Source organism: Streptomyces sp. NPDC001002 (assembly GCF_053599215.1).
This window is the reverse complement of record NZ_JBSFLV010000101.1, coordinates 1-26362: the sequence shown is the minus strand read 5'-3', so window position 1 is coordinate 26362 and position 26362 is coordinate 1. Positions and strand designations below refer to the sequence as shown.

Below are 26362 nucleotides of genomic sequence, written 5' to 3'. Positions count from 1 at the left end.
GAAGTGTCCGACAGGGAACCGCCGCGCCGACGCGTCCCCGGCCCCGCACGCTCCTCCTCCGGCCGGCCCGTCTCCGGCCAGCGGCGCCCGGGACCCGGCGCCCGCCCGACCAGGCGCCCGGCCCCGGCCCGCCCGGCGGCCCCCAACGCCCTGCGCCTGGGCAGCCCCCGCCCCCGGCTGCGCATGGTCGGCCTGGCGCTGGCCCTGGTGCTGATCGCCTTCGTCGTACGACTGCTCCAGGTGCAGGCCGTCGACGCGAGCGCGTACGCCGCCAAGGCCGACCAGAACCGTTACGTCGGCCACGTGCTGGCCGCCGAGCGCGGCGGGATCACCGACCGCAACGGCGTCGCCCTCGCGGCCAGCGTGGACGCCTACGACCTCACGGCCGACCCGACGATGTTCAACCGCAAGATGCTCGGCATCGACGACGGACCCGAGCAGGCGGCCGCGCTGCTCGCCCCGATCCTCGGCCAGGACCAGGCCACGCTCGTCAAGAAGCTGCGGCCCGCCAACAAGGAGAGCCGTTACGTCCTCCTGGCGCGCCGTCAGACCCCGCAGGTCTGGACGCAGATCAAGGATCTGAAGAGCGCGCTCACCGAGAAGGCGGACACCGACTCCTCCACCGTCAACGTCCTCGCCGGCGTCTTCGCCGACCCCAGCAGCAAGCGCGTGTACCCCAACGGCGACCTCGCCGCCGGGATACTGGGCTGGGTCAACGACGAGGGCAAGGGCGGCGGCGGCGTCGAGCAGCAGCTCGACAAGGTGCTGTCCGGCAAGGACGGCAAGATCCGCTACGCCCAGTCCGGCGGCCGGCTGGTGCCCACCGTGGGCTCGACGGAGACGCCCGCCGTGCCCGGCAGCGACGTCGAGCTCACCATCGACCGCGACATCCAGTGGGCCGCGCAGAACGCCATCTCCAAGCAGGTCAAGGAGTCGAAGGCCGACCGCGGTTACGTGATAGTGCAGGACACCCGCACCGGCGAGGTCCTCGCGATGGCAGACTCACCCGGCTTCGACCCCAACGACCTCTCCGACGCGAACCCGGCGGCGCTCGGCAACGCGGCCCTTCAGGACGCCTACGAGCCCGGCTCCACGGCCAAGGTCATGTCGATGGCCGCCGTCCTGGAGGAGAACGTCGCCACCCCGCTGACGCACGTCGTCGTGCCCAACCGGCTGCACCGCGGCGACCGCCTCTTCAAGGACGACATCGACCACGCCACCTGGAACCTGACGCTCAACGGCGTGCTCGCCAAGTCCAGCAACATCGGCACCATCCTGGCCACCGGCCAGCTCGGCAAGACCCAGCCGCAGGCCAACCAGGTCCTCTACTCCTACCTGCGCAAGTTCGGCCTCGGCAGCTACAGCGGGCTGGACTTCCCCGGCGAGACCAAGGGCATCCTCGCGCCGCCCGACAAGTGGTCGACCTCGCAGCAGTACACGATTCCTTTCGGCCAGGGCGTGTCCCTCAACGCCATGCAGGCGGCCTCCGTCTACTCGACGATCGCCAACGGCGGTGTCCGCGTCGAACCCACCCTCGTACGCGGTGAGAAGGGCCCCGACGGACGCTTCACGCCCGCCGCGAAGCCCAAGGAGACGCGGGTGGTCAGCGAGAAGACGGCGAAGACGCTCGCCAAGATGCTGGAGTCGGTCGTGGACGACCAGGAGGGCACCGGCACCAAGGCGCGCATCCCCGGCTACCGCGTCGCGGGCAAGACGGGTACGGCCAACCGTGTGGATCCGGCCACCGGCAGGTACAGCGGCTACACGTCGTCGTTCGCCGGCTTCGCGCCCGCGGACAACCCCCGGATCACCGTCTACTGCGCCATCCAGAACGCCACCAAGGGCAGTTACTTCGGCGGCCAGATCTGCGGACCCATCTACAAGGAGGTGATGGAGTTCGCGCTGAAGACCCTTCAGGTGCCGCCCACCGGCGCCAAGGCCGCGAACCTGCCCGTCAGTTTCACGCCCTGACCGACCGCCCCATGCCCTGATCAGCGCTACCAGCCAGGAACGCTCCGTGACCATGATCACCCCCGATCCCGGGGACCACGCTTCGCCCGCGCCCTCGCTTCGCTCCCGGGCGGGTGCGCCCGGTACGCTCACCGCCGTGCCACACGCTGATCAGTCCCAAACCACCCAGAAGGGCGTTTCCGTGACCTATCCGGGGCCGCCACGACCGGTCCAGGTCTCCGCCACACCCCTCGCGGAGCTCGCCGATCAGCTGGCCGCCGCCACGCCGGACAGCACCGCGGAGGTCACGGGCATCACCCATGACTCGCGTGCCGTCCGCCCCGGCGATCTGTACGCCGCCCTCCCGGGCGCCCGCGCGCACGGCGCCGACTTCGTGACGCAGGCCGTCGGCCTCGGCGCGGTCGCCGTGCTCACCGACCCGACCGGCGCCGAGCGCGCCGCCGCGACCGGCCTGCCGGTCCTGGTGGTCGACGACCCGCGCGGGCAGATGGGCGAGCTGGCGGCCACGATCTACGGCCACCCGGGCCGCGACCTGCTCCAGATCGGCATCACCGGAACCTCCGGCAAGACCACCACCGCGTACCTCGTCGAGGGCGGTCTGAAGACCAAGAACAACACCGGCCTCATCGGCACGGTCGAGACGCGCATCGGCGACGAGCGCATCAAGTCCGAGCGCACCACCCCCGAAGCCACCGATCTCCAGGCCCTGTTCGCGGTCATGCGCGAGCGTGGGGTCGAGGCGGTCGCCATGGAGGTCTCCAGCCACGCGCTGGTGCTCGGCCGGGTCGACGGCTGCGTCTTCGACATCGGCGTCTTCACCAACCTCAGCCCGGAACACATGGAGTTCCACTCCGACATGGAGGACTACTTCCGGGCCAAGGCACAGCTGTTCACGCCGGAACGCAGCAGGCTCGGCGTGGTCAACTTCGACGACGAGTACGGCCGTCGGCTGGTCCAGGAGGCCACCGTCCCGGTCGTCACCTACTCCGCCGAGGGCCACCCGGACGCCGACTGGCGCGCCGCGGACGTCGAGATCGGCCAACTGGACTCGGTCTTCACGGTGATCGGCCCCGAGGGCGAGCGGATCCACGCCAAGGCGCCGCTGCCGGGGCCCTTCAACGTGGCCAACACCCTCGCCGCGATCGTCTCGTTGGCCGCCGCCGGGCTCGACCCGCAGTCCGCCGCCGACGGCGTCGCCGCGGTGCCGGGCGTGCCGGGCCGCCTGGAGCGCGTGGACGCGGGCCAGGCCTATCTAGCGGTCGTCGACTACGCCCACAAGACGGACGCCGTCGAATCGGTCCTGCGCGCCCTGCGCAAGGTCACCGAAGGCAGGCTGCACGTCGTGCTCGGCTGCGGCGGGGACCGGGACAAGACCAAACGGGAGCCGATGGGCGCCGCCGTGGCCCGGCTCGCCGACACCGCCGTACTGACCTCCGACAACCCCCGCTCCGAGGATCCGCTCGCGATCCTCGCAACCATGCTCCAGGGCGCGGCGTCCGTACCGGCACACGAGCGCGGCGAGGTCCAGGTCTTCGAGGACCGGGCCGCCGCGATCGCCGCCGCCGTCGCCCGCGCACAGCCGGGCGACACGGTGCTGGTGGCCGGGAAGGGCCACGAGCAGGGCCAGGACATCGCCGGGGTGGTCCGTCCCTTCGACGACCGCCAGGTGCTTCGAGAAGCCATCCAGAAGACCCAGGGATGAACTTGTGATCGCCCTCTCTCTCGCCGAGATCGCAGAAGTCGTCGGCGGGCGGACTCACGACATACCGGATCCGTCGGTGCAGGTGCACGGGCCCGTCGTCATCGACTCCCGCAAGGTGGCGGACGGCAGTCTGTTCGCCGCTTTCGTGGGGGAGCACGTCGACGGCCACGACTACGCGGAGGGGGCCGTCCAGGCGGGCGCCGTCGCCGTGCTGGCACAGCGCCCCGTCGGGGTGCCCGCGATCGTCGTCGAGGACGTCCAGACGGCCCTCGGCGCCCTCGCACGGCACGTCGTGCAACGGCTCGGCGCCACCCTCGTGGCCCTCACCGGCTCCGCGGGCAAGACCAGCACCAAGGACCTCATCGCCCAGGTGCTGGCGCGCAAGGCGCCGACCGTGTTCACGCCCGGCTCGCTCAACAACGAGATCGGACTGCCGCTGACGGCCCTGTCCGCCACCGAGGAGACCAAGTTCCTCGTGCTGGAGATGGGCGCCCGCGGCATCGGACACATCCGCTATCTCACGGAGCTGACGCCCCCGAGGATCGGCCTCGTCCTGAACGTCGGCACCGCCCACATCGGCGAGTTCGGCGGACGCGAGCAGATCGCGCAGGCGAAGGGCGAGTTGGTGGAGTCCCTTCCCGAGGACGGCATCGCGGTCCTCAACGCGGACGATCCCCTCGTACGGGCCATGGCGTCCCGGACGAAGGCCCGGGTGCTGCTCTTCGGTGAGGGCGACGAAGCGGACGTACGCGCCGAGAACGTGCGACTCACGGACAGCGGACAGCCCGCCTTCAGCCTTCGCACACCCTCCGGGTGCAGCGAAGTGACCATGCGCCTGTACGGTGAGCACCACGTGTCGAACGCGCTCGCCGCGGCCGCCGTCGCCCATGAGCTGGGCATGTCCGCAGCTGAGATCGCCACCGCGCTCTCCGAGGCGGGCACCCTCTCCCGCTGGCGTATGGAGGTCACCGAGCGCCCGGACGGCGTCACCGTCGTCAACGACGCCTACAACGCCAACCCCGAGTCCATGCGAGCCGCACTGCGCGCGCTCGTGGCCATGGGGCGGGGACGGCGGACCTGGGCGGTGCTCGGCAAGATGGCCGAGCTCGGGGACGAGGCGCTCGCCGAGCACGACGCGGTCGGGCGGCTCGCCGTCCGGCTCAACGTCAGCAAGCTCGTCGCGGTCGGGGGCAGGGAAGCGTCCTGGCTGCAACTGGGCGCATATAACGAGGGTTCGTGGGGTGAGGAGTCGGTGCACGTGTCCGACGCACAGGCGGCGGTCGATCTGTTGCGCAGCGCATTGCGCCCGGGAGACGTCGTGCTCGTGAAGGCGTCCCGTTCGGTCGGTCTGGAGGGTGTCGCTCAGGCGCTGCTGGAGACCGGTGCCGAGGGTGAGGTCTCCGCCCGATGATGAAGCAGATCCTGTTCGCAGGAGTCATTGGCCTCTTCCTGACCCTGGTCGGCACCCCGCTGCTGATCAAGCTGCTGGCCCGCAAGGGCTACGGCCAGTACATCCGGGACGACGGCCCGCGCGAACACGCCAGCAAGCGCGGTACGCCGACGATGGGCGGTATCGCCTTCATCTTCGCGACGGTCGCCGCGTACTTCCTGTCCAAGGTGATCACCGGCTACACGCCGACCTATTCGGGCCTGCTGGTGCTCGGTCTGATGGTCGGCATGGGGCTGGTCGGCTTCCTGGACGACTACATCAAGATCGTCAAGCGGCGCTCGCTCGGTCTGCGGGCCAAGGCGAAGATGGCCGGCCAGCTCATCGTCGGCATCAGCTTCGCGGTGCTCGCCCTGCAGTTCGAGGACGCCCGCGGCAACACCCCGGCCTCCACGAAGCTGTCGTTCATCACGGACTTCGGCTGGACGATCGGCCCGGTGCTGTTCGTGGTCTGGGCGCTGTTCATGATCCTGGCGATGTCCAACGGCGTGAACCTGACGGACGGTCTGGACGGCCTCGCCACCGGCGCCTCCGTCCTGGTCTTCGGCGCCTACACCTTCATCGGTGTCTGGCAGTTCCAGGAGTCCTGCGCCAACGCGCTGGACCTGACCAACCCGGGCGCCTGTTACGAGGTCCGCGACCCGCTCGATCTCGCCGTCATCTCCTCCGCCCTGATGGGTGCCTGTCTCGGCTTCCTGTGGTGGAACACCTCGCCGGCCAAGATCTTCATGGGCGACACCGGTTCGCTCGCGCTCGGCGGTGTGCTGGCGGGTCTGGCGATCTGCTCCCGCACCGAGCTGCTGATCGCCCTCCTGGGCGGCCTGTTCGTCCTGATCACCATGTCGGTGGTCATCCAGGTCGGCTCCTTCAAGCTCACCGGCAAGCGCGTCTTCCGCATGGCACCGCTCCAGCACCACTTCGAACTCAAGGGCTGGTCCGAGGTCCTTGTGGTGGTCCGCTTCTGGATCATCCAGGGCATCTGCGTGATCGTCGGCCTCGGCCTCTTCTACGCGGGATGGGCAGCGGACAAGTGACCGACTGGCAGGGCACGCACGTCACCGTCGCCGGACTCGGCGTCTCCGGACTCCCGGCGGCCAAGGCGCTGCACGCGCGCGGGGCGCAGGTCACCGTCGTCAACGACGGCGACGACGCACGCGCGCGTGAGCAGGCCGCGGAGCTGGAGGCGCTCGGCATCACAGTGCGTCTTGGTGACGGCGCCACCCTGCCCGAGGGCACCGAACTCGTCGTCACCGCGCCCGGCTGGAAGCCGGACAAGCCGCTGTTCACGGCGGCCCGCGAGGCCGGCGTCGAGATCTGGGGCGACATCGAGCTGGCGTGGCGCCTCAGGGGCCCCGACGCGGCCCCCTGGCTGGCCGTCACGGGCACCAACGGCAAGACCACCACCGTCCAGATGCTGGCGTCCATCCTGAAGGCGGCGGGCCTGCGCACGGCCGCCGTCGGCAACATCGGCGTCTCGCTCCTGGACGCGGTGCTGGGCGAGGAGACCTACGACGTCCTCGCCGTGGAGCTGTCGAGCTATCAGCTCCACTGGGCGCCCTCCCTGCGCGCCCACTCGGCCGCCGTCCTGAACCTGGCCCCCGACCACCTCGACTGGCACGGCTCCATGGAGGCGTACGCCGCCGACAAGGGCCGTATCTACGAGGGCAATCGGGTCGCCTGCGTCTACAACGCGGCCGACAAGGCCACCGAGGAACTGGTGCGCGAGGCGGACGTGGAGGAGGGGTGCCGGGCGATCGGCTTCACCCTCGGCACGCCGGGGCCCTCCCAACTCGGCGTCGTGGACGGCATCCTGGTCGACCGCGCCTTCGTGGAGAACCGGCAGAAGAACGCCCAGGAGCTCGCCGAGGTCTCCGACGTCAACCCGCCGGCCCCGCACAACATCGCCAACGCCCTTGCCGCGGCTGCCCTCGCGCGTGCCTTCGGGGTGCCCCCGACGGCCGTACGCGACGGGCTCAGGAACTTCACGCCGGACGCGCACCGCATCGCCCACGTGGCGGATGTCGACGGAGTCGCGTACATCGACGACTCCAAGGCGACCAACACGCACGCGGCGGAGGCCTCGTTGGCGGCGTACGAGTCGATCGTGTGGATCGCGGGCGGGCTCGCCAAGGGCGCGACCTTCGACGAGCTGGTCGCCAAGTCGGCAAAGCGACTTCGCGGGGCCGTGCTGATCGGCAAGGACCGCGCCCTGATCCGCGAAGCCCTCGCGCGACACGCGCCGGAGGTACCCGTCGTCGACCTCGACCGGACCGACACTGGGGCGATGCTCGCGGCTGTCCAGGAGGCCCAGGCGCTCGCCCGCCCCGGCGACACGGTGCTGCTGGCCCCCGCCTGCGCCTCGATGGACATGTTCGCCAACTACAACAAGCGCGGCGACGCGTTCGCGGCGGCGGTCCGCGAACTCGGCGCGGACGCCTGACGGCGGGTCTCGGCCTCATAGGGTGCTGCGGGACCCTTGGAGGGACGACGGGATGACTCGGATGTGGCTCGGGTTCGGTCGGCGGGTGCGAGGAGCCGGTGATGTCCAGTAGCCGTACGGGCCGTCCGCCGGTCCAGCGGGCGGTCCGACGGCCCGCCGCGTCCCGGCCGCCCCGCGACAACCCCCTGCAGCGCCTCTACGACAACGCCAGACGCGCCTGGGACCGGCCGCTGACGGCGTACTACCTGATCCTCGGCGGCAGCCTGCTGATCACCGTGCTCGGTCTGGTGATGGTCTACTCGGCCTCCCAGATCACCGCGTTGCAGCTTTCGTTGCCCGGATCGTTCTTCTTCCGCAAGCAGTTCCTCGCCGCCTGTATCGGCGGGGTGCTGATGCTGGTGGCCTCCCGGATGCCGGTCAAACTGCACCGGGCGCTGGCCTATCCGATCCTCGCGGGCGCCGTCTTCATGATGGCGCTGGTGCAGGTGCCGGGGATAGGGATGTCGGTCAACGGCAACCAGAACTGGATCTCGCTCGGCGGCTCCTTCCAGATCCAGCCCAGTGAGTTCGGCAAGCTGGCGCTGGTGCTGTGGGGCGCGGACCTGATGGCCCGCAAGCAGGACAAGGGCATGCTGATCCAGTGGAAGCACATGCTGGTCCCGCTGGTCCCGGTCGCCTTCATGCTGCTCGGCCTGATCATGCTCGGCGGCGACATGGGTACGGCGATCATCCTGACGGCGATCCTGTTCGGCCTGCTGTGGCTGGCCGGGGCGCCCACCAGGCTCTTCGTCGGGGTGCTGTCGATCGCCCTCACCCTGGGCTTCATCCTCATCAAGACCAGCCCCAACCGCATGGCCCGGCTCTCCTGCATCGGCGCCACCGAGCCCAAGACCGGGGTCGCGGACTGCTGGCAGGCCGTGCACGGCATCTACGCGCTGGCCTCCGGCGGAATCTTCGGATCGGGGCTCGGCGCGAGTGTGGAAAAATGGGGTCAACTCCCGGAAGCGCACACGGACTTCATCTTCGCCGTCACCGGTGAGGAACTGGGTCTGGCGGGGACGCTGTCGGTGCTCGCCCTCTTCGCGGCTCTAGGCTATGCGGGTATCCGCGTGGCCGGACGCACGGAGGACCCCTTCGTCAGGTATGCCGCCGGAGGCGTGACCACCTGGATCACCGCACAGGCGGTGATCAACATCGGTGCGGTGCTCGGCCTGCTGCCGATCGCCGGAGTCCCGCTCCCGCTGTTCTCCTACGGAGGATCCGCCCTGCTGCCGACCATGTTCGCCATCGGGCTGCTGATCGCGTTCGCGCGTGACGATCCCGCTGCGCGGGCGGCGCTTTCCATGCGGCAACCCCGCTTTGGTAGAAAGCGGGCGGGAGGCACCGTGCGGGACCGGGGGCCTCGGAGATGGAACACGATGCGACGGCGTGCCCCGGGGGCGCGTTCGTCCGGAGAGCGGTGAATTTCGGTGCATGTCGTACTCGCCGGTGGGGGGACCGCCGGCCACATCGAGCCGGCGCTCGCCCTCGCGGATGCCCTGCGCAGGCAGGACCCGACCGTGGGGATCACGGCCCTGGGCACCGAGCGCGGCCTGGAGACCACGCTCGTACCGCAGCGGGGCTACGAGCTGGCGCTGATCCCCGCCGTCCCGCTGCCCCGCAAGCCCACCCCTGAACTGATCACCGTCCCGGGCCGGCTGCGCGGCACGATCAAGGCGACCGAGCAGATCCTGGAGCGCACGAAGGCGGACGCGGTCGTCGGCTTCGGCGGTTACGTGGCGCTGCCCGGCTATCTCGCCGCCAAGCGCCTGGGCGTGCCGATCATCATCCACGAGGCCAACGCCCGCCCCGGTCTCGCCAACAAGATCGGCTCGCGCTACGCGGCCAAGGTCGCCGTCTCCACTCCCGACAGCAAGCTCCGGGACGCCCGCTACATCGGCATCCCGCTGCGCCGCACGATCGCCACCCTGGACCGGGCCGCGGCCCGCCCAGAGGCCCGGCAGCTGTTCGGCCTCGACCCCAACCTGCCCACGCTGCTGGTCTCCGGCGGCTCGCAGGGCGCCCGCCGCCTCAACGAGGTGGTCCAGCAGGTCGCTCCCTGGCTCCAGCAGGCCGGCATCCAGATCCTGCACGCGGTCGGCCCGAAGAACGAACTGCCGCACGTACAGCAGATGCCGGGAATGCCCCCGTACATCCCGGTAAGTTACGTGGACCGGATGGACCTCGCGTACGCCGCGGCCGACATGATGCTCTGCCGCGCGGGCGCGATGACCGTCGCCGAACTCTCCGCCGTCGGACTGCCGGCCGCCTACGTCCCGCTGCCCATCGGCAACGGCGAACAGCGGCTGAACGCCCAGCCGGTGGTCAAGGCCGGCGGCGGACTGCTGGTCGACGACGCGGAACTGACGCCCGATTGGGTTCGGGCCAACGTGCTGCCCGTGCTCGCCGACCCGCACCGGCTGTACGAGATGTCCCGCGCCGCCGCCGAGTTCGGCCGCCGGGACGCCGACGACCTGCTCGTCGGCATGGTGTACGAGGCGATCGCCGCCCACCGTGCACACCGTTAGGGATCGCACGACTGTGTAGCTGGAGGGCAGGGAGCGTGGCCGGATCGACCACCGCCGAACGCGGTGAACGCCAACAGGAGTCGTCCGGCCCGCCCCTCGTCCGAAGGCTGGGCGGCCCACGGCGAGTTCGTATGATCATCGCTCTCGCCGTCGCGCTGATCCTCCTCTCGGCCGCGGGTGTCTGGGTGTTGTACGGATCCCACTGGCTGCGCGTTGAACGCGTATCGGTTTCCGGCGCCTCGGTTCTGACGCCGGAACAGGTGCGCGAGGCCGCCGATGTGCCGGTCGGTTCGCCGTTGATTTCGGTCGACACCGATGCGATCGAGTCACGTCTGCTGCGGAAATTGCCGCGAATCGGCGCGGTCGACGTGGTGCGTTCGTGGCCCCATGGAATCGGGCTGAAAGTGACCGAGCGCACGCCGGTTCTGATTGTCCAAAAGGGCCGAAACTTCATCGAAGTGGACGATGAAGGTGTCCGTTTCGCCACGGTTTCCCGAGCGCCGAAAGGCGTTCCCGCACTCGAATTGAGCCTCTCCCGCACGGGTTCGTCCGCGGCGAGCCTGCGCCGATTCGACGAGGACCGGCTGGTGCGCGAGGCGGTCGCGGTGGCCGGTGCCATTCCCGCCGCCGTCGCGCACGAGACCCGGACCGTCAAGGTGCGTTCCTACGACGAGATCTCGCTGGAGTTGAGCGGCGGTCGGACCGTCGCTTGGGGAAGTGGCGAGAAGGGCGCGGCGAAGGCGCGTACGCTCACCGCTCTGATGAAAGCGGCGCCCGGTGCGCGGCACTTCGACGTCAGCGTTCCCACCGCCCCTGCGTCAGCGGGGAGTTGACGCACATCCGCGCAGGCCAGCACCCTGGCTGGGCATCGCTATGGCTGATCACATAGGGTGAAAAGAAAAACGGGAGGTTCGGCGTGTTCGTTGAACGTGCGCCACTTGTCGACTTAGTGTCCTGTTCGGAAGAGTCCAGCGAACAGTCACACTGGTAACCCTAAACTTCAACGTTAGGGTTCGGGTCGGCGATACGGACCGTCCCATTCGGCATCAGTCGTCGGATCGCATCCCCTGCGAAGCGACGACACGTAACTCGAGGCGAGAGGCCTTCGACGTGGCAGCACCGCAGAACTACCTCGCAGTCATCAAAGTCATCGGTGTCGGCGGCGGTGGTGTCAATGCCATCAACCGGATGATCGAGGTCGGTCTCAAGGGCGTCGAGTTCATCGCCATCAACACCGACGCGCAGGCGCTGTTGATGAGCGACGCCGACGTCAAGCTCGACGTCGGCCGCGAACTCACCCGCGGACTCGGCGCCGGAGCCAACCCGGCCGTCGGCCGCAAGGCCGCCGAGGACCACCGCGAGGAGATCGAGGAGGTCCTCAAGGGGGCCGACATGGTCTTCGTGACGGCCGGAGAGGGCGGCGGCACGGGCACCGGCGGCGCGCCCGTCGTGGCCAACATCGCCCGCTCCCTCGGCGCCCTCACCATCGGCGTGGTCACCCGCCCGTTCACCTTCGAGGGCCGGCGCCGCGCCAACCAGGCCGAGGACGGCATCGCCGAACTCCGCGAAGAGGTCGACACCCTCATCGTCATCCCGAACGACCGGCTGCTGTCCATCTCGGACCGCCAGGTCTCGGTGCTCGACGCCTTCAAGTCCGCCGACCAGGTCCTGCTCTCCGGTGTGCAGGGCATCACCGACCTCATCACCACGCCGGGTCTGATCAACCTCGACTTCGCCGACGTCAAGTCCGTGATGTCCGAGGCCGGTTCGGCCCTCATGGGCATCGGCTCGGCCCGCGGCGACGACCGCGCGGTGGCCGCAGCCGAGATGGCGATCTCCTCGCCGCTGCTCGAAGCCTCCATCGACGGCGCCCGGGGCGTGCTGCTCTCCATCTCCGGCGGCTCCGACCTCGGCCTGTTCGAGATCAACGAAGCGGCCCAGCTGGTCAGCGAGGCCGCCCACCCCGAGGCCAACATCATCTTCGGCGCGGTCATCGACGACGCCCTCGGCGACGAGGTCCGGGTCACGGTCATCGCGGCCGGCTTCGACGGCGGCCAGCCGCCGACCCGCCGGGACACCGTCCTCGGCTCCTCGTCGACCTCGTCCTCGTCGTCGGCCCGCCGCGAAGAGCCCACTCCGGTACGGCAGTCCGAGAGCCGTCCGTCCTTCGGCTCGCTCGGCAGCGTCACGCCGAAGGAGGAGCCCGAGCCGGAGCCGGCCGCCGACCTCCCGGTCGCCCCGCCGGTCCCGCCGTCGCGCTCCTACTCGGACAGCGCGGCCGAGGAGCTGGACGTACCGGACTTCCTCAAGTGATCCTTCTGACGTGATGGAACAGCGCTCGGCGACGAGCACCGTGAACGGCGCGCATTTCGCCTTCACCGACAGGTGGGGCGGGGTGAGCGCCGTTCCGTACGAGCAGCTCAACCTCGGCGGAGCGGTCGGCGACGACCCCGAAGCCGTACGCACCAACCGGGAGTTGGCGGCCAGGTCGCTCGGCCTCGACCCGGCCCGGGTGGTCTGGATGAACCAGGTGCACGGGGCGGATGTGGCGGTGGTCGACGGGCCTTGGGGTTCCGCCGCCGAGATCCCGTCGGTCGACGCGATCGTCACCGCCCGCCGCGGACTCGCCCTCGCCGTGCTGACCGCGGACTGCACGCCGGTCCTGCTGGCCGACCCGGTCGCCGGGATCGCCGCCGCGGTTCACGCGGGCCGGCCCGGCATGGTCGCCGGGGTCGTCCCCGCCGCCGTACGGGCCATGACCGAACTCGGCGCCGATCCCGCCCGGATCGTCGCCCGCACAGGACCCGCCGTCTGCGGCCGGTGCTACGAAGTCCCCGAGGAGATGCGCGCCGATGTCGCCGCGGTCGAACCGGCGGCGTACGCCGAGACGAGCTGGGGCACTTCCGCGGTCGACGTGACCGCCGGGGTGCACGCGCAGCTCGACCGGCTCGGGGTGCACGACCGGGAGCAGTCACCGGTGTGCACGATCGAGTCGGACGACCACTTCTCATATCGTCGCGAGCGCACCACGGGGCGACTCGCGGGATATGTCTGGCTGGACTGATGGGACATGACGGACCGTAAGCACGAACTCGCCGGGAATCTGGCGAAGGTGGAGGAACGTATCGTCGCCGCGTGTGCAGCGGCGGGGCGCAAGCGGGAGGAGGTGACCCTGATCGTGGTCACCAAGACCTACCCGGCGAGCGATGTGCGGATCCTCTCCGAACTGGGCGTCCGGCACGTGGCGGAGAACCGCGACCAGGACGCGGCGCCCAAGGCGGCCGAGTCCGCGGACCTCCCGCTCACCTGGCACTTCGTGGGGCAGTTGCAGACCAACAAGGTGCGTTCCGTGCTCGGTTACGCCGATGTCGTGCAGTCCGTCGACCGCGCGCGGCTGGTCGGTGCGCTGTCGAAGGAGGCGGTGCGGCGGGAGCGCGAACTGGGCTGTCTGATCCAGGTCGCGCTCGACGCGGACGAAGGGGGTCGCGGGCAGCGCGGGGGCGTCGGGCCGGACGGGATCGAGGAGTTGGGCGAAATCGTCGCGCGATCGGAAGGGCTGCGGCTGGACGGTCTGATGACCGTCGCGCCGTTGACCGGCCCCTACGCGGGACGCGAACTGGCGGCGTTCGAGCGGTTGATGGATTTGTCGACCGCGCTGCGCCGGAGCCATCCGGCTGCGAACATGGTCTCGGCAGGAATGAGTGCGGACCTCGAAGAGGCCGTGGCGGCCGGAGCGACACATGTGCGCGTCGGTACGGCGGTACTCGGAGTCCGTGCTGGGCTCGGGTAACGTCGCCAGGAAGTCGGACCACAGCAGAAAATATGGTCATTACCGCCGAAAGGCGGGCGTAACGACCTCGTGGATCGCGGGCACTTGGCAGTCGTCAGCCGATCCACCACAGAGCGGAGGACTCAGAGCATGGCCGGCGCGATGCGCAAGATGGCGGTCTACCTCGGCCTCGTGGAGGACGATGGGTACGACGGCCGGGGTTTCGACCCCGATGACGACTTCGAACCCGAACTCGACCCAGAGCCCGAGCGGGACCATCGACGGCACGAGCCGTCCCACCAGTCGCACGTCGCACATCAGTCCCAACGGGACGAAGAGGTACGAATCGTGCAACCGCCCGCGCCTCGCGAGCCGGTGGCGCGTTCCGCTTCGCTACCCGCGGAATCCGGGCGTCCGGCGCGCATCGCGCCCGTGGCGTCCATCACACAAGAGCGCGCCAGCCTGGAGAAGAACGCACCGGTGATCATGCCCAAGGTCGTGTCGGAACGAGAGCCTTACCGGATCACCACACTTCACCCGCGGACCTACAACGAGGCCCGTACCATCGGGGAACACTTCCGTGAGGGCACCCCGGTGATCATGAATCTGACTGAGATGGATGACACAGACGCGAAGCGACTTGTCGACTTTGCGGCCGGTTTGGTGTTTGGTCTTCACGGCAGCATCGAGCGGGTGACGCAGAAGGTGTTCCTGTTGTCGCCTGCTAACGTCGATGTCACGGCGGAGGACAAGGCTCGCATCGCAGAGGGCGGGTTCTTCAACCAGAGCTGAGACACACCACCGGAAAAAGCAGTAAGCAGTACGTGCAGCACGGAAACAGGGGAGAGGGAAGCGCGGGTCATGAGCGTGGTTCTGGATGTCGTCTACATCGCGCTGATGTGCTTCCTCATCGTGCTCATCTTCCGGTTGGTCATGGACTACGTCTTCCAGTTCGCCCGCTCATGGCAACCCGGCAAGGCGATGGTGGTCGTTCTGGAGGCCACCTACACTGTCACTGATCCACCGCTCAAGCTTCTGCGGCGGTTCATTCCGCCGCTGCGTCTCGGGGGCGTGGCGCTCGACCTGTCCTTCTTCGTACTGATGATCATCGTCTACATCCTGATCTCAATCGTGAGCCGGCTGTGAGCGATGTGACCTACCGTCTTGCCGAATGCCGACGACTACGTTGAGGTGAAGAGATGCCGTTGACCCCCGAGGACGTGCGGAACAAGCAGTTCACGACCGTCCGCCTCCGAGAAGGCTATGACGAGGACGAGGTCGATGCCTTCCTCGACGAGGTCGAAGCCGAACTGACCCGCCTGCTGCGCGAGAACGAGGACCTGCGCGCCAAGCTGGCCGCCGCCACGCGCGCTGCTGCCCAGAACCAGCAGAACATGCGCAAGCCCCCGGAGGGCCCCGGCGGTCCGCAGGACCAGCAGGGAATGCCGCAGCAGGGAATGCCGCAGCAGGGCATGCCCCCGCAGGGGATGCCCCAACAGGGCATGCCTCAGCAGGGGATGCGAGGCCCGGGCGGCCCGGTGCCGGCCGGCATATCGGGCCCGCCGCAGCAGCAGATGGGCGGCCCCATGGGCGGTCCGCCCCAGCTGCCGAGCGGTGCGCCGCAGCTGCCCGCCGGTCCCGGTGGACAGGGCGGCCCGCAGGGTCCCGGCCCGATGGGCCAGGGTCCGATGGGTCAAGGCCCCATGGGCCAGGGCACGATGGGCGGCCAGCCGCCCATGCAACAGCAGATGGGCGGCCCGATGGGTGGCCCCATGGGCGGTCCGATGGGCGGCCCCGGTCAGGGCATGGGCGGTCCGATGGGCGGCCCCGGTCAGGGTCCCGGTGGCGACAGCGCCGCGCGTGTTCTCTCGCTGGCCCAGCAGACCGCCGACCAGGCGATCGCCGAGGCCCGTTCCGAGGCCAACAAGATCGTCGGTGAGGCGCGTTCGCGTGCCGAGGGTCTCGAGCGCGACGCCCGTGCCAAGGCCGACGCCCTGGAGCGGGACGCGCAGGAGAAGCACCGCGTCGCGATGGGCTCCCTGGAGTCCGCCCGCGCCACGCTGGAGCGCAAGGTCGAGGATCTGCGCGGCTTCGAGCGCGAGTACCGCACGCGTCTGAAGTCCTACCTGGAGTCCCAGCTGCGTCAGTTGGAGACCCAGGCCGACGACTCCCTCGCCCCGCCGCGCACTCCCGCCACTGCCTCCCTGCCGCCGTCCCCGGCGCCTTCGATGGCCCCGGCCGGCGCGAGCGCCCCGTCCTACGGCGGCAACCAGGGCATGGGCCCCGGCCCCGCCGGTCCGTCCTACGGCGGCCAGCAGCAGATGTCCCCGGCCATGACCCAGCCGATGGCGCCGGTCCGCCCGCAGGGCCCCGGTCCGATGGGCCAGGCGCCGTCGCCGATGCGCGGCTTCCTGATCGACGAGGACGACAACTGACCGGCCACGGCCAGTAGTACGCCGTAGTCGGCGGCAGCGTTCAACAGGGCGGGGCCCCGGATTTCGATCCGGGGCCCCGCCCTTTTACGCGTGTTGGGTGTTGATCGTCCGGTTGATCGCGCTGACCGTACGGAGAAGGGCCCGGCCCCCGAGTGGGGACCGGGCCCTTCCTGCTTGCTCAGGCCGCCGACTACGCCTTGCGCAGGCGGAAGGTGAGGGACAGGCCCTCGTCGGTGAACGGCTCGCCGTACGCGTCGTCGGCCTCGCCCTGGGCGAAGTCCGTCGCCAGCACCTCGTCGGCGATCAGGACCGCGTGCTCGGACAGGGCCGCGATCACCGCTGGGTCGGTCGAGGTCCAGCGCAGGGCGATCCGGTCCGCCACGTCCAGGCCGCTGTTCTTGCGGGCCTCCTGGATCAGGCGGATCGCGTCACGGGCCAGGCCCGCCTGGCGCAGCTCCTCGGTGATCTCCAGGTCCAGGGCGACCGTGGCGCCCGAGTCGGAGGCCACCGACCAGCCCTCGCGCGGGGTCTCCGTGATGATGACCTCGTCCGGGGCGAGGGTGATCGTCTCGCCGTCGACCTCCACCGAGGCCGTGCCCTCGCGCAGCGCCAGGGACAGCGCGGCCGCGTCCGCGTTCGCGACGGCCTTGGCGACGTCCTGGACGCGCTTGCCGAACCGCTTGCCCAGGGCGCGGAAGTTGGCCTTCGCGGTCGTGTCGACCAGGGAGCCGCCGACCTCGCTGAGGGACGCGAGCGAGCTCACGTTCAGCTCCTCGGTGATCTGCGCGTGCAGTTCGCGGTCGAGGGCGTCGAAGCCGGTCGCGGCCACCAGCGCGCGGGACAGCGGCTGACGGGTCTTCACGCCCGACTCCGCGCGCGTGGCACGGCCCAGCTCGACGAGCCGGCGCACCAGGAGCATCTGCCGCGACAGCTCCGGGTCGATCGCGTCCAGGTCCGCCTGCGGCCAGCTGGTCAGGTGGACGGACTCCGGGGCGCCCGGCGTGACCGGCACGACCAGGTCCTGCCAGACCCGCTCGGTGATGAACGGGGTGAGCGGGGCCATCAGTTGGGTGACCGTGCCGACGACCTCGTGCAGGGTGCGCAGCGCGGCCTTGTCGCCCTGCCAGAAGCGGCGGCGGGAGCGGCGGACGTACCAGTTGGACAGGTCGTCGACGAACGCCGACAGGAGGCGGCCGGCGCGCTGGGTGTCGTAGGACTCCAGAGCCTGGGTCACCTGGTCGGTGAGGGCGTGGAGTTCGGACAGGAGCCAGCGGTCCAGGACCGGGCGGTCCGCCGGGGCCGGGTCGGCCTCGCTGGGCGCCCAGCCGGCCGTGCGGGCGTACAGGGCCTGGAAGGCGACCGTGTTCCAGTACGTCAGGAGGGTCTTGCGGACGACCTCCTGGATGGTGCCGTGGCCCACGCGGCGTGCCGCCCAGGGCGAGCCGCCGGCGGCCATGAACCAGCGCACCGCGTCGGCCCCGTGCTGGTCCATCAGCGGGATCGGCTCCAGGGTGTTGCCCAGGTGCTTGGACATCTTGCGGCCGTCCTCGGCGAGGATGTGGCCCAGACAGACCACGTTCTCGTACGAGGACTTGTCGAAGACCAGGGTGCCGACCGCCATCAGCGTGTAGAACCAGCCGCGGGTCTGGTCGATGGCCTCGGAGATGAACTGCGCCGGGTAGCGCGACTCGAACAGGTCCTTGTTCTTGTACGGGTAGCCCCACTGCGCGAACGGCATCGAACCCGAGTCGTACCAGGCGTCGATGACCTCCGGCACGCGCGTGGCCGTCGCGCCGCACTGGGGGCAGTCGAAGGTGACCGCGTCGATGAAGGGGCGGTGCGGGTCCAGGCCCGACTGGTCGGTGCCGGTCAGCCCGGTGAGCTCCGCGAGGGAGCCGACGACCGTGAGGTGGTCGTCCGCGCAGCGCCAGATCGGCAGCGGGGTGCCCCAGTAGCGGCTGCGCGACAGCGCCCAGTCGATGTTGTTGTCCAGCCAGTCGCCGTACCGGCCGTGCTTGACCGTCTCCGGGAACCAGTTGGTGTTCTCGTTCTCCTGGAGGAGGCGGTCCTTGACGGCCGTCGTGCGGATGTACCAGGAGGGCTGCGCGTAGTACAGGAGCGCGGTGTGGCAGCGCCAGCAGTGCGGGTAACTGTGCTCGTACGGCACGTGCTTGAAGAGCAGCCCGCGGTCCTTGAGGTCTTCCGTGAGCTTTTCGTCCGCCTTCTTGAAGAAGACGCCGCCGACCAGCGGGACGTCCTCGGCGAAGGTGCCGTTCGGGCGGATCGGGTTCACGACCGGGAGGCCGTAGGCGCGGCAGACCTTGAGGTCCTCCTCGCCGAAGGCGGGGGACTGGTGGACCAGACCCGTACCGTCCTCGGTCGTCACGTACTCGGCGTTGACGACGTAGTGGGCGGGCTCGGGGAACTCCACCAGGTCGAACGGACGTTGATACGTCCAGCGCTCCATCTCGGTGCCGGTGAAGGTCTCGCCGGTGGTCTCCCAGCCCTCGCCGAGGGCCTTCTCCAAGAGCGGGGCGGCGACGACGAGTTGCTCCTCGCCGTTGGTCGCGACGACATAGGTGACGTCGGGGTGGGCGGCGACCGCGGTGTTGGAGACCAGCGTCCAGGGGGTCGTCGTCCACACCAGGAGCGCGGCGCGGCCGGCCAGCGGACCGGAGGTGAGCGGGAAACGGACATAGACCGACGGATCCACGATCGTCTCGTAGCCCTGCGCCAGTTCGTGGTCCGACAGACCCGTCTCGTCGCGCGGGCACCACGGGGCGACGCGGTAGTCCTGGACCAGCAGGCCCTTGTCGAAGATCTGCTTCAGCGACCACCAGACCGACTCGATGTACTCGGGGTCCATCGTGCGGTACGGGTCGTCGAGGTCGGTCCAGTAACCCATGCGCGTCGTGAGCTCGGCGAAGGCGTCCGTGTGCCGGGTCACCGACTCGCGGCACTTGTCGTTGAACGCGGCGATGCCGTACGTCTCGATGTCCTGCTTGCCGCTGAAGCCGAGCTCCTTCTCGACGGCCAGCTCGACCGGGAGGCCGTGGCAGTCCCAGCCGGCCTTGCGGGCCACGTGGTAGCCGCGCATGGTGCGGAAGCGGGGGAAGACGTCCTTGAAGACGCGGGCCTCGATGTGGTGGGCGCCCGGCATGCCGTTGGCGGTGGGCGGGCCTTCGTAGAACACCCACTCGGGGCGGCCCTCGGACTGCTCCAGGGTCTTGGCGAAGATCTTCTGCTCACGCCAGAAATCGAGCACGGCATGCTCGAGTGCGGGCAGGTCGACCTGGGCGGGCACCTGGCGGTACGTCGGCGTTGTCATCAGCGAGCTTCCTCCGGCGGACTTTCCGTTCCGTCCGGAGGGACGAGAGCTGATTTCGTACGCCGTCCTCGGCGCGCTCCCGCGGTACCACCCTCCTTGGTCCCCCGGCGCACCCTGCGCTTCGGCGGACCCCCTCATTGGGGTCGCGATGCCGGTTCTACTGACCCCTCACGGGCGTTCCTCCGGCGGCTCCGGGGTGATCTTCGCGTCGCGCTCGCCCCCGGGCTTCCACCGTCCCCGGGTCGCTCTGGGCTGCGTACGCCGCTACTCGTCCCCATCCACGCTTCTCGCTCCGCCCAGTGTACGGCGCCGCACGGGCACCGGCCGACCGGATTTCGCCGTCCGGCGGCGGGGGTGCCGCGAGCCCGGGGAACGCCCTGGTGTGACCCGAATGGCGCGGTACGCCTGTTCGCATCCTGGGATGCGCGATCGGGCGGATTACCCTGCGGGGAGCTGGGCACAACGCATGCAGGCTTGCGGAGCGGCACGCGCGAGCCGGGCGAATCGGGCGGTGCGTCCCGTTGCCGCGGGGCTGAAGTCGATTTATCGTCCCAGCACGATTCGCGTGCAAGATCACAATATGTGAAGGGGCCGCGGCCATGGTGGCGAAGAAGACCGCCGTACAGCAGTCGGCGTCGGGCAGGTCCACGCATGTCTCCGGTGGCGCGGCCAAGGATGTGAGCGGCAAGAAGAGCACGGCCAAGAAGGCGGCGAAGAAGACGGTCGCGAGGGCGGCCAGGAAGACGGGCGAGGGGGAGGGGCCGGAGAGACCCGGGGCCACATCGGGGGCTTCGAGCGGGGCGGAGGCGGCGGCGGAGGCGGCGGTCGGCAAGAAGACGGTGGCGAAGAAGGCCGTACCGAAGAAGACCGTCACAAAGAAGGCCGCCACCAAGAAGGCAGCGGCGAAGAAGACGGCCACCAAGAAGGCGGCCGTTAAGAAGGCGGCGGCCAAGGAGCCGGCCGTGAAGAAGGCGGTCTCCGGCACAGCGGTCGCGAAGAAGGCCGTCGCCACGAAGGCTGCGGCCACCAAGGCCGAGGGCACGAAGGCGGAGGCCACCAAGACGGAGGCCACCAAGACCGCCGTCACCAAGAAGGCGGCCGGCAAGACCGCGGGTACGAAAGCCGAGGGCGCGAAGTCCGCGGCCACGAAGACCACGGCCACCAAGGCCGAGGGCACGAAGGCGGCGGCTACGACGACCGCGGGCAGCAAAGCCGAGGGTGCGAAGTCGGCGGGTACGAAGCGTAAGAGCACGGCCAAGAAAGTGGGCGCGGCGCGGGCCGCGAAGGAGACGGGAGCCACGACGGTGGTTGCGAAGAAGACCCCTGGCACGGCCACGGCGGCGAAGACCGCCGTCCCCAAGGCACGGCTCGCCGCGGCGGCGGAGCCGGGCGAACTGGCGGTGCGCCCCGGCGAGGATCCCTGGACGCCGGAGGAGGTCGCCGAGGCGCGGGCCGAGCTGCTCTCCGAGGCGCAGCGGCTGCGCGAGGAGATCGCGTCCTCCGAGAACGCCGTCGCCCGTCTGATGCGGGACTCCGGGGACGGCGCGGGCGACGACCAGGCGGACACCGGCACCAAGAACATCACGCGCGAGAGCGAGATGGCGCTGGCCGCCAACGCGCGCGAGATGCTGATCCAGACCGATCACGCCCTGGAGAAGCTCGACGCGGGCACCTACGGCCTGTGCGAGAACTGCGGCAACCCCATCGGCAAGGCGAGGATGCAGGCGTTCCCGCGGGCCACCCTGTGCGTGGAGTGCAAGCAGAAGCAGGAACGCCGGTACTGAGGGTCCCGGTGGGCGTGTCGTACCCTCTCCTCAGTCAGGTACCTAGGTTGAGGGACTCACGTGGCAGAGGCGGAGCGCATCATCGGTACGCCGGATACCCCAGAGGCGGCGGGGACCGAACCGGAGCAGCCGGACCGGCCGGTACAGGGCGAGGCCACGCGACCCAGGGGCAAGCGCCGTATCGCCGTGCTGTTCGCGGTCGCCACCTTCGCGTACCTGCTGGACCTGGGCAGCAAGCTGCTGGTGGTCGCCAAGCTGGAGCACCACGCGCCGATCGAGATCGTCGGGGACTGGCTGAAGTTCGAGGCGATCCGCAACGCGGGCGCGGCCTTCGGCTTCGGTGAGGCCTTCACCGTGATCTTCACGGTGATCGCGGCGGCCGTGATCGTGGTGATCGCCCGGCTCGCCCGCAAGCTGTACAGCCTGCCCTGGGCGATCGCGCTGGGCCTCCTGCTCGGCGGCGCGCTCGGCAACCTCACCGACCGTATCTTCCGCTCGCCGGGCGTCTTCGAGGGCGCGGTCGTCGACTTCATCGCCCCCAAGGGCTTCGCCGTCTTCAACCTGGCCGACTCGGCGATCGTGTGCGGCGGCATCCTGATCGTGCTGCTGTCGTTCAAGGGCCTCGACCCGGACGGGACCGTCCACAAGGGCTGAGCCCCGGTTGTCCACAGGCTCGGTCGGGGTGCCGGATCCGGTCCGGCATACTCGACGGGTGAGCACCGTTCCCGATATCCGTACCCTGCCCGTGCCCGACGGCCTGGAGGGCGAGCGTGTCGACGCCGCCATCTCCCGCATGTTCGGCTTCTCCCGTACGAAGGCCGCCGAGCTGGCCGCGGCGGGGAAGGTCTCGGTCGACGGCTCGGTGGTCGGGAAGTCCGAGCGGGTGCACGGCGGGGCCTGGCTTGAGGTCGAGATGCCGCAGGCGCCCGCGCCCGTGCAGATCGTCGCCGAGCCCGTCGAGGGCATGGAGATCGTGCACGACGACGATGACGTGGTCGTGATCGTCAAGCCGGTCGGCGTGGCCGCCCATCCGTCACCGGGCTGGACCGGGCCGACCGTCATCGGCGGTCTGGCCGCGGCCGGCTACCGGATCTCCACCTCCGGCGCCGCCGAGCGCCAGGGCATCGTGCACCGCCTCGACGTGGGCACGTCCGGTCTGATGGCGGTCGCCAAGTCGGAGCGCGCGTACACCTCGCTCAAGCGCCAGTTCAAGGAGCGCACGGTCGACAAGCGCTACCACACGCTCGTGCAGGGCCACCCGGACCCGACCAGCGGCACCATCGACGCCCCCATCGGCCGGCACCCCAACCACGACTACAAGTGGGCGGTCACCGCCGAGGGCAAGCCGTCCGTCACGCACTACGACCTCATCGAGGCGTTCCGCGCGGCCTCCCTGCTCGACGTGAAGCTGGAGACCGGCCGCACCCACCAGATCCGCGTCCACATGGCCGCCCACCGCCACCCCTGCGTCGGCGACCTCACCTACGGCGCCGACCCGACCCTCGCCAAGCGCCTCGGCCTGACCCGCCAGTGGCTGCACGCGGTGCGCCTCGGCTTCGAGCACCCCGCGGACGGCGAGTGGGTGGAGTTCGCCAGCGACTACCCGGATGACCTCCAGCAGGCCCTGGAGAAGGTCCGCGAGGAGACCTACGGATGAGCACGCGCGCGTACGAGATCCGGGTCGCCGAGGACCCCGCCGACCGGGAGGCCTGCTTCCGGGTCCGCAAGGACGTCTTCGTCGGCGAGCAGGGCGTGCCCGAGGACCTGGAGTACGACGAGTACGACGCCGTGGCGGTGCATGTGCTGGCCGTGCGCGAGGACGGCGTACCGCTCGGCACCGGGCGGCTGCTCCACGGCGAGCAGGCCGCCGCGAAGATCGGCGGGGACCTGTCGCTCGGGTCCCTGGGGCGGCTCGCGGTGACGAAGGATGCACGCGGACTCGGCGTCGGGATCGCGCTGGTGCGGGCGATCGAGGACGCGGCACGCGCGCGAGGGCTCACGGCCGTGGATCTGCACGCGCAGACCCACGCGCTGGGGTTCTACGAGCGGTTGGGGTACGAGGCGTACGGGCCGGAGTACCCGGAGGCGGGGATCCCGCACCGGGCGATGCGGCGCGCTCTGTAGCGCGGGGCGAGGAGCGGGTCGGGGTTCCCGACGCGGCAGGGCTTCCAGCGCGTCCGCGTGATGAACGCGTCCGGGTTCCCAACGCCTCCGTGTGACGCGCGCCTCCGCGTGACGAACGCATCAGGGTGCCGAACGCGCTGGTGAGGTCGGTGGCGTGGCAGGCTTGGGGCCTGCTGTCCGTCCGTCCACCTGTTCCTACCTGTTCGGAGCGCTGACCGTGGATCAGTTGGCCCTGCTGTTCGTGCTGTTGCTCGGGGCCCTGGTGAGCGTCCCGGTGGGGGACCGGTTCGGGTTGCCGGCGCCGGTGCTGATGACCCTGTTCGGGATCGTGCTCGCGATCGCCGACTTCGTCCCGAACGTGAACATCCCGCCCGAGCTGATCCTGCCCGGACTGCTGCCGCCCCTGCTGTACGCGGCCGTACGGCGCACCTCCTGGCGGCAGTTCACGGCCAACGTCCGGCCGATCTTCCTGCTGGCGGTCGCCCTGGTGTTCGTCACCACCGCCGTCGTAGCAGCCGTGGCGAGCGCGATCGTGCCCGGGCTGCCGATCGCCGCCGCCGTCGCCTTGGGCGCGCTGGTCGCCCCGCCCGACCCGGTCGCCGCCACCGCCGTCGCCGGTCAACTCGGGCTGCCCCGGCGCCTTGTGTCGATCCTGGAGGGCGAGGGGCTCTTCAACGACGTGACGGCGATCGTGCTCTACCACGTGGCGATCGCGGCCGCCGTGAGCGGCAGCTTCTCGCCCTGGCGGGCCGGTCTCGACCTCGTCCTGTCCGCGGTGGTGGCCCTCGCCGTCGGCCTCGTGCTCGGCTGGGGCGCGAACAAGCTGATGGACCTGCTGGACGACCCGACCCTGCAGATCGGCATGACCCTGCTCGTGCCGTACGCCTCCTATGTGCTCGCGGAGGAGCTGCACGGCTCGGGGGTGCTCGCGGTGCTCACGACCGCGCTGTTCCTCGCCGAGTACGCGACCGACGCCGACGACGTGATGACCCGGCTCGCCGGACACACCTTCTGGAACGTCGTCGACACCCTCGTAACAGGAGTCGCGTTCGGGCTGATCGGCCTCGAACTGCACAACGCGATCCGGACCGCGTCCGGGCGGTGGGGCGAGATGCTCGGGTGGGCCGCGGCAGTCGTCGGCGTGGTGGTGTTCGTACGGCTGGCCTGGCTGTTGCCGGCGACCTGGCTGACCAAACGGCTGCACGCCAGACGCGACCAGGACGAGGACATCCCGACCACCTGGCGGGAGACCGTCGTCATGTGGTGGTCGGGGATGCGGGGCGTGGCCTCGGTCGCGCTGGCGCTGGCGATCCCGCTCAAGACCGACGACGGCTCGCCCTTCCCGGACCGCGACGAGATCGTCTTCATCGCGTTCGGCGTGATCATGGCGACCCTGGTGCTCCAGGGGCTGACCCTGCCGTGGCTCGTGAAGCGGCTGGGCGTGAAGGCCGACACCGAGCGGGAGCAGGAGTTCGAACGAGCCCTCGCCGTCCGGGCGGCCAAGGCGGCCAGGGCGCGGCTGAAGGAGATCGAGAAGGACGAGGAGCTGCCGGAGGAGCTGTCCGAGCAGATGCTGCGGCGGGCCTTCGAGATCGGCGTGCGGATCAGCCCCGACATGGGCGACGAGGAGCGGCGGGAGGCGCACGAGCAGCGCGTGCGGCGGCTGAAGCGGGCGCGGCGCATCCAGGGGGAGATGCTCAGCGCCGCGCGCCACGAGGTGCTCGCGGCACGCAGTGAGCCGGGGGCGGATCCGGAGATCGTGGACCGCGTGCTCCGCCATCTCGACGTACGCAGCCTGCGCTGACCTTCGCCGTTCCGTACGTGCGCAGGCCGGGCTGACGTTCGCCGTCCCGTCCCTGCGCCGACCTTCGCCGTTCCACGCCGACGGCGGCCGGTGGTTCGTACGATCGGATCATGACTCGCAATGTGGTGATCAGCGGCGGAGGTACGGGAATCGGGCTCGCGGCGGCGCGTGCGTTCGCGGCGGACGGCGATCAGGTCCTGCTGCTCGGGCGGCGGGCCGAGGTGCTGGAGAAGGCGGGCGTGCCGGGGGCGTTGGTCTTCGCCGCCGATCTCGCCGAGCCTGCCGAGGTGCGTGGGGTCGCCGCCTTCGTGGAGCGGGAGTTGGGGACCGTGGATGTGCTGATCCACAGCGCCGGAGGCACCGGGCAGTTGGAGCCGGCCGGCGAGAGCGAGGATCCGCTCGACCGGGTCGCGCACAACTGGACCGTCAACTTCCGGATCAACACCCTGACCGCGGCCCTGCTCACGGAGGCGCTCAAGGGCCGGCTCGCCTCACCGGGCGGACGGGTGCTGTTCGTCAGCTCCATCGCCGCCTACCGGGGGTCCGGCAGCGGGGCGTACGCGGGCGCCAAGGCCGCGCTGCATCCGTACGCCCATGATCTGGCCCGGGAACTCGGGCCGCGCGGGATCACCGCGAACGTGGTCGCGCCGGGCTATATCGAGGACACCGAATTCTTCGGGGACCGGATCGATCCCGCCCGGCGTGAGCGGCTCATCGGGGACACGCTCGACAAGCGGGCCGGTACGCCCGGCGATGTCGCCGTGACGCTGCACTGGCTCGCCTCGATGGCCGCCGGGCACGTCACCTCGCAGGTCGTCCAGGTCAACGGCGGGGCCGAGCGCGGGCAGTGAGCCTCAGCCGCGGCCCGTGCGCGGCGGCTCGTGGGCGCGGCGGGTGGTTCACCGACATGGCCCTCTTCAAATCGACGCGGACCAGCACCCTGAACCTGCAGCCGCGCATCGGCGGTGACATGGCGCTCCTGCGCGGGGTC

21 protein-coding genes are annotated in these 26362 nt (G+C 70.2%); 20 read left to right on the top strand and 1 reads right to left on the bottom strand.

Features of this window, described 5'->3' with window-relative positions:
* The first annotated feature begins 3 nt into the window (after positions 1–3).
* The 14 genes from ACWDR3_RS34125 to ACWDR3_RS34060 all read left to right on the top strand — a co-directional run bounded on the left by ACWDR3_RS34125 (position 4) and on the right by ACWDR3_RS34060 (position 16331).
* Positions 4–1971 carry a peptidoglycan D,D-transpeptidase FtsI family protein gene (locus tag ACWDR3_RS34125; protein WP_450356424.1) on the top strand — a complete coding sequence of 656 codons (1968 nt, stop codon included), beginning with the start codon at positions 4–6 and terminating at the stop codon, positions 1969–1971.
* A 181-nt stretch (positions 1972–2152) separates the two neighbouring features.
* Positions 2153–3673, top strand: a complete 1521-nt coding sequence (locus ACWDR3_RS34120) for a UDP-N-acetylmuramoyl-L-alanyl-D-glutamate--2,6-diaminopimelate ligase (protein WP_450356423.1) — start codon at positions 2153–2155, stop codon at positions 3671–3673.
* 4 nt (positions 3674–3677) lie between these two features.
* The gene (locus ACWDR3_RS34115; RefSeq protein ID WP_450356422.1) at positions 3678–5084 is read left to right on the top strand and encodes a UDP-N-acetylmuramoyl-tripeptide--D-alanyl-D-alanine ligase; all 1407 of its coding nucleotides are present in this window, start codon (positions 3678–3680) and stop codon (positions 5082–5084) included.
* Positions 5084–6154, top strand: a complete 1071-nt coding sequence (gene mraY, locus ACWDR3_RS34110) for a phospho-N-acetylmuramoyl-pentapeptide-transferase (RefSeq protein ID WP_450356432.1) — start codon at positions 5084–5086, stop codon at positions 6152–6154. The genes ACWDR3_RS34115 and mraY overlap by 1 nt, the downstream gene beginning before the upstream one ends.
* Positions 6136–7560, top strand: coding sequence for a UDP-N-acetylmuramoyl-L-alanine--D-glutamate ligase (gene murD, locus ACWDR3_RS34105; RefSeq protein WP_450356421.1), 1425 nt, complete (start codon positions 6136–6138; stop codon positions 7558–7560). The genes mraY and murD overlap by 19 nt, the downstream gene beginning before the upstream one ends.
* Positions 7561–7661: 101 nt before the next feature.
* On the top strand, positions 7662–9023 hold the full coding sequence (ftsW, locus tag ACWDR3_RS34100; protein WP_450356420.1) for a putative lipid II flippase FtsW: 1362 nt from the start codon (positions 7662–7664) through the stop codon (positions 9021–9023).
* A 6-nt stretch (positions 9024–9029) separates the two neighbouring features.
* Positions 9030–10127: an undecaprenyldiphospho-muramoylpentapeptide beta-N-acetylglucosaminyltransferase gene (murG, locus tag ACWDR3_RS34095; protein ID WP_450356419.1), complete on the top strand. Its 1098-nt coding sequence runs from the start codon at positions 9030–9032 to the stop codon at positions 10125–10127.
* A 35-nt stretch (positions 10128–10162) separates the two neighbouring features.
* Positions 10163–10960, top strand: coding sequence for a cell division protein FtsQ/DivIB (locus ACWDR3_RS34090; RefSeq protein ID WP_450356418.1), 798 nt, complete (start codon positions 10163–10165; stop codon positions 10958–10960).
* A 277-nt stretch (positions 10961–11237) separates the two neighbouring features.
* On the top strand, positions 11238–12440 hold the full coding sequence (gene ftsZ / locus ACWDR3_RS34085) for a cell division protein FtsZ (RefSeq protein ID WP_450356417.1): 1203 nt from the start codon (positions 11238–11240) through the stop codon (positions 12438–12440).
* 13 nt (positions 12441–12453) lie between these two features.
* Positions 12454–13191, top strand: coding sequence for a peptidoglycan editing factor PgeF (pgeF, locus tag ACWDR3_RS34080; RefSeq protein WP_450356431.1), 738 nt, complete (start codon positions 12454–12456; stop codon positions 13189–13191).
* A gap of 6 nt (positions 13192–13197) precedes the next feature.
* A complete protein-coding gene (locus tag ACWDR3_RS34075) occupies positions 13198–13917 on the top strand; it encodes a YggS family pyridoxal phosphate-dependent enzyme (protein WP_450356416.1) in 720 nt (239 codons plus the stop codon).
* A gap of 129 nt (positions 13918–14046) precedes the next feature.
* Entirely contained in the window at positions 14047–14688 is a 642-nt protein-coding gene (locus ACWDR3_RS34070) for a cell division protein SepF (RefSeq protein ID WP_450356415.1), read from the top strand.
* Between the two features lie 69 nt (positions 14689–14757).
* Entirely contained in the window at positions 14758–15042 is a 285-nt protein-coding gene (locus ACWDR3_RS34065; RefSeq protein WP_007448661.1) for a YggT family protein, read from the top strand.
* A 53-nt stretch (positions 15043–15095) separates the two neighbouring features.
* Positions 15096–16331: a DivIVA domain-containing protein gene (locus ACWDR3_RS34060; RefSeq protein ID WP_450356414.1), complete on the top strand. Its 1236-nt coding sequence runs from the start codon at positions 15096–15098 to the stop codon at positions 16329–16331.
* Between the two features lie 190 nt (positions 16332–16521).
* Here ACWDR3_RS34060 and ileS read toward each other — a convergent pair whose 3' ends face one another.
* Complete coding sequence (gene ileS, locus ACWDR3_RS34055; RefSeq protein WP_450356413.1) at positions 16522–19659, bottom strand: isoleucine--tRNA ligase; 3138 nt, start codon at positions 19657–19659, stop codon at positions 16522–16524.
* A gap of 599 nt (positions 19660–20258) precedes the next feature.
* Between ileS and ACWDR3_RS34050 the strand changes: the two genes are divergently transcribed.
* The 6 genes from ACWDR3_RS34050 to ACWDR3_RS34025 all read left to right on the top strand — a co-directional run bounded on the left by ACWDR3_RS34050 (position 20259) and on the right by ACWDR3_RS34025 (position 26222).
* Positions 20259–21443, top strand: coding sequence for a TraR/DksA family transcriptional regulator (locus ACWDR3_RS34050; protein WP_450356412.1), 1185 nt, complete (start codon positions 20259–20261; stop codon positions 21441–21443).
* Positions 21444–21503: 60 nt separating this feature from the next.
* The gene (gene lspA, locus ACWDR3_RS34045; protein WP_450356411.1) at positions 21504–22097 is read left to right on the top strand and encodes a signal peptidase II; all 594 of its coding nucleotides are present in this window, start codon (positions 21504–21506) and stop codon (positions 22095–22097) included.
* A gap of 58 nt (positions 22098–22155) precedes the next feature.
* Entirely contained in the window at positions 22156–23100 is a 945-nt protein-coding gene (locus tag ACWDR3_RS34040) for an RluA family pseudouridine synthase (protein ID WP_450356410.1), read from the top strand.
* Positions 23097–23567, top strand: coding sequence for a GNAT family N-acetyltransferase (locus ACWDR3_RS34035; protein WP_450356409.1), 471 nt, complete (start codon positions 23097–23099; stop codon positions 23565–23567). The genes ACWDR3_RS34040 and ACWDR3_RS34035 overlap by 4 nt, the downstream gene beginning before the upstream one ends.
* Before the next feature lie 217 nt (positions 23568–23784).
* Positions 23785–25371, top strand: coding sequence for a Na+/H+ antiporter (locus ACWDR3_RS34030; RefSeq protein WP_450356408.1), 1587 nt, complete (start codon positions 23785–23787; stop codon positions 25369–25371).
* 110 nt (positions 25372–25481) lie between these two features.
* Positions 25482–26222, top strand: a complete 741-nt coding sequence (locus tag ACWDR3_RS34025) for an SDR family NAD(P)-dependent oxidoreductase (RefSeq protein WP_450356407.1) — start codon at positions 25482–25484, stop codon at positions 26220–26222.
* The last annotated feature ends 140 nt before the right edge of the window (positions 26223–26362 follow it).

Bases quoted from the DNA above. Each gene is read 5' to 3' on its own strand.
- ftsW (WP_450356420.1), top strand. From the start codon at position 7,662: ATGTCCAGTAGCCGTACGGGCCGTCCGCCGGTCCAGCGGGCGGTCCGA.
- ACWDR3_RS34060 (WP_450356414.1), top strand. From the start codon at position 15,096: ATGCCGTTGACCCCCGAGGACGTGCGGAACAAGCAGTTCACGACCGTC.
- murD (WP_450356421.1), top strand. From the start codon at position 6,136: ATGGGCAGCGGACAAGTGACCGACTGGCAGGGCACGCACGTCACCGTC.
- ACWDR3_RS34050 (WP_450356412.1), top strand. From the start codon at position 20,259: ATGGTGGCGAAGAAGACCGCCGTACAGCAGTCGGCGTCGGGCAGGTCC.
- pgeF (WP_450356431.1), top strand. From the start codon at position 12,454: ATGGAACAGCGCTCGGCGACGAGCACCGTGAACGGCGCGCATTTCGCC.
- ACWDR3_RS34035 (WP_450356409.1), top strand. From the start codon at position 23,097: ATGAGCACGCGCGCGTACGAGATCCGGGTCGCCGAGGACCCCGCCGAC.
- ACWDR3_RS34070 (WP_450356415.1), top strand. From the start codon at position 14,047: ATGGCCGGCGCGATGCGCAAGATGGCGGTCTACCTCGGCCTCGTGGAG.
- mraY (WP_450356432.1), top strand. From the start codon at position 5,084: ATGAAGCAGATCCTGTTCGCAGGAGTCATTGGCCTCTTCCTGACCCTG.
- ACWDR3_RS34075 (WP_450356416.1), top strand. From the start codon at position 13,198: ATGACGGACCGTAAGCACGAACTCGCCGGGAATCTGGCGAAGGTGGAG.
- ileS (WP_450356413.1), bottom strand. From the start codon at position 19,659: ATGACAACGCCGACGTACCGCCAGGTGCCCGCCCAGGTCGACCTGCCC.
- ACWDR3_RS34065 (WP_007448661.1), top strand. From the start codon at position 14,758: ATGAGCGTGGTTCTGGATGTCGTCTACATCGCGCTGATGTGCTTCCTC.
- ACWDR3_RS34025 (WP_450356407.1), top strand. From the start codon at position 25,482: ATGACTCGCAATGTGGTGATCAGCGGCGGAGGTACGGGAATCGGGCTC.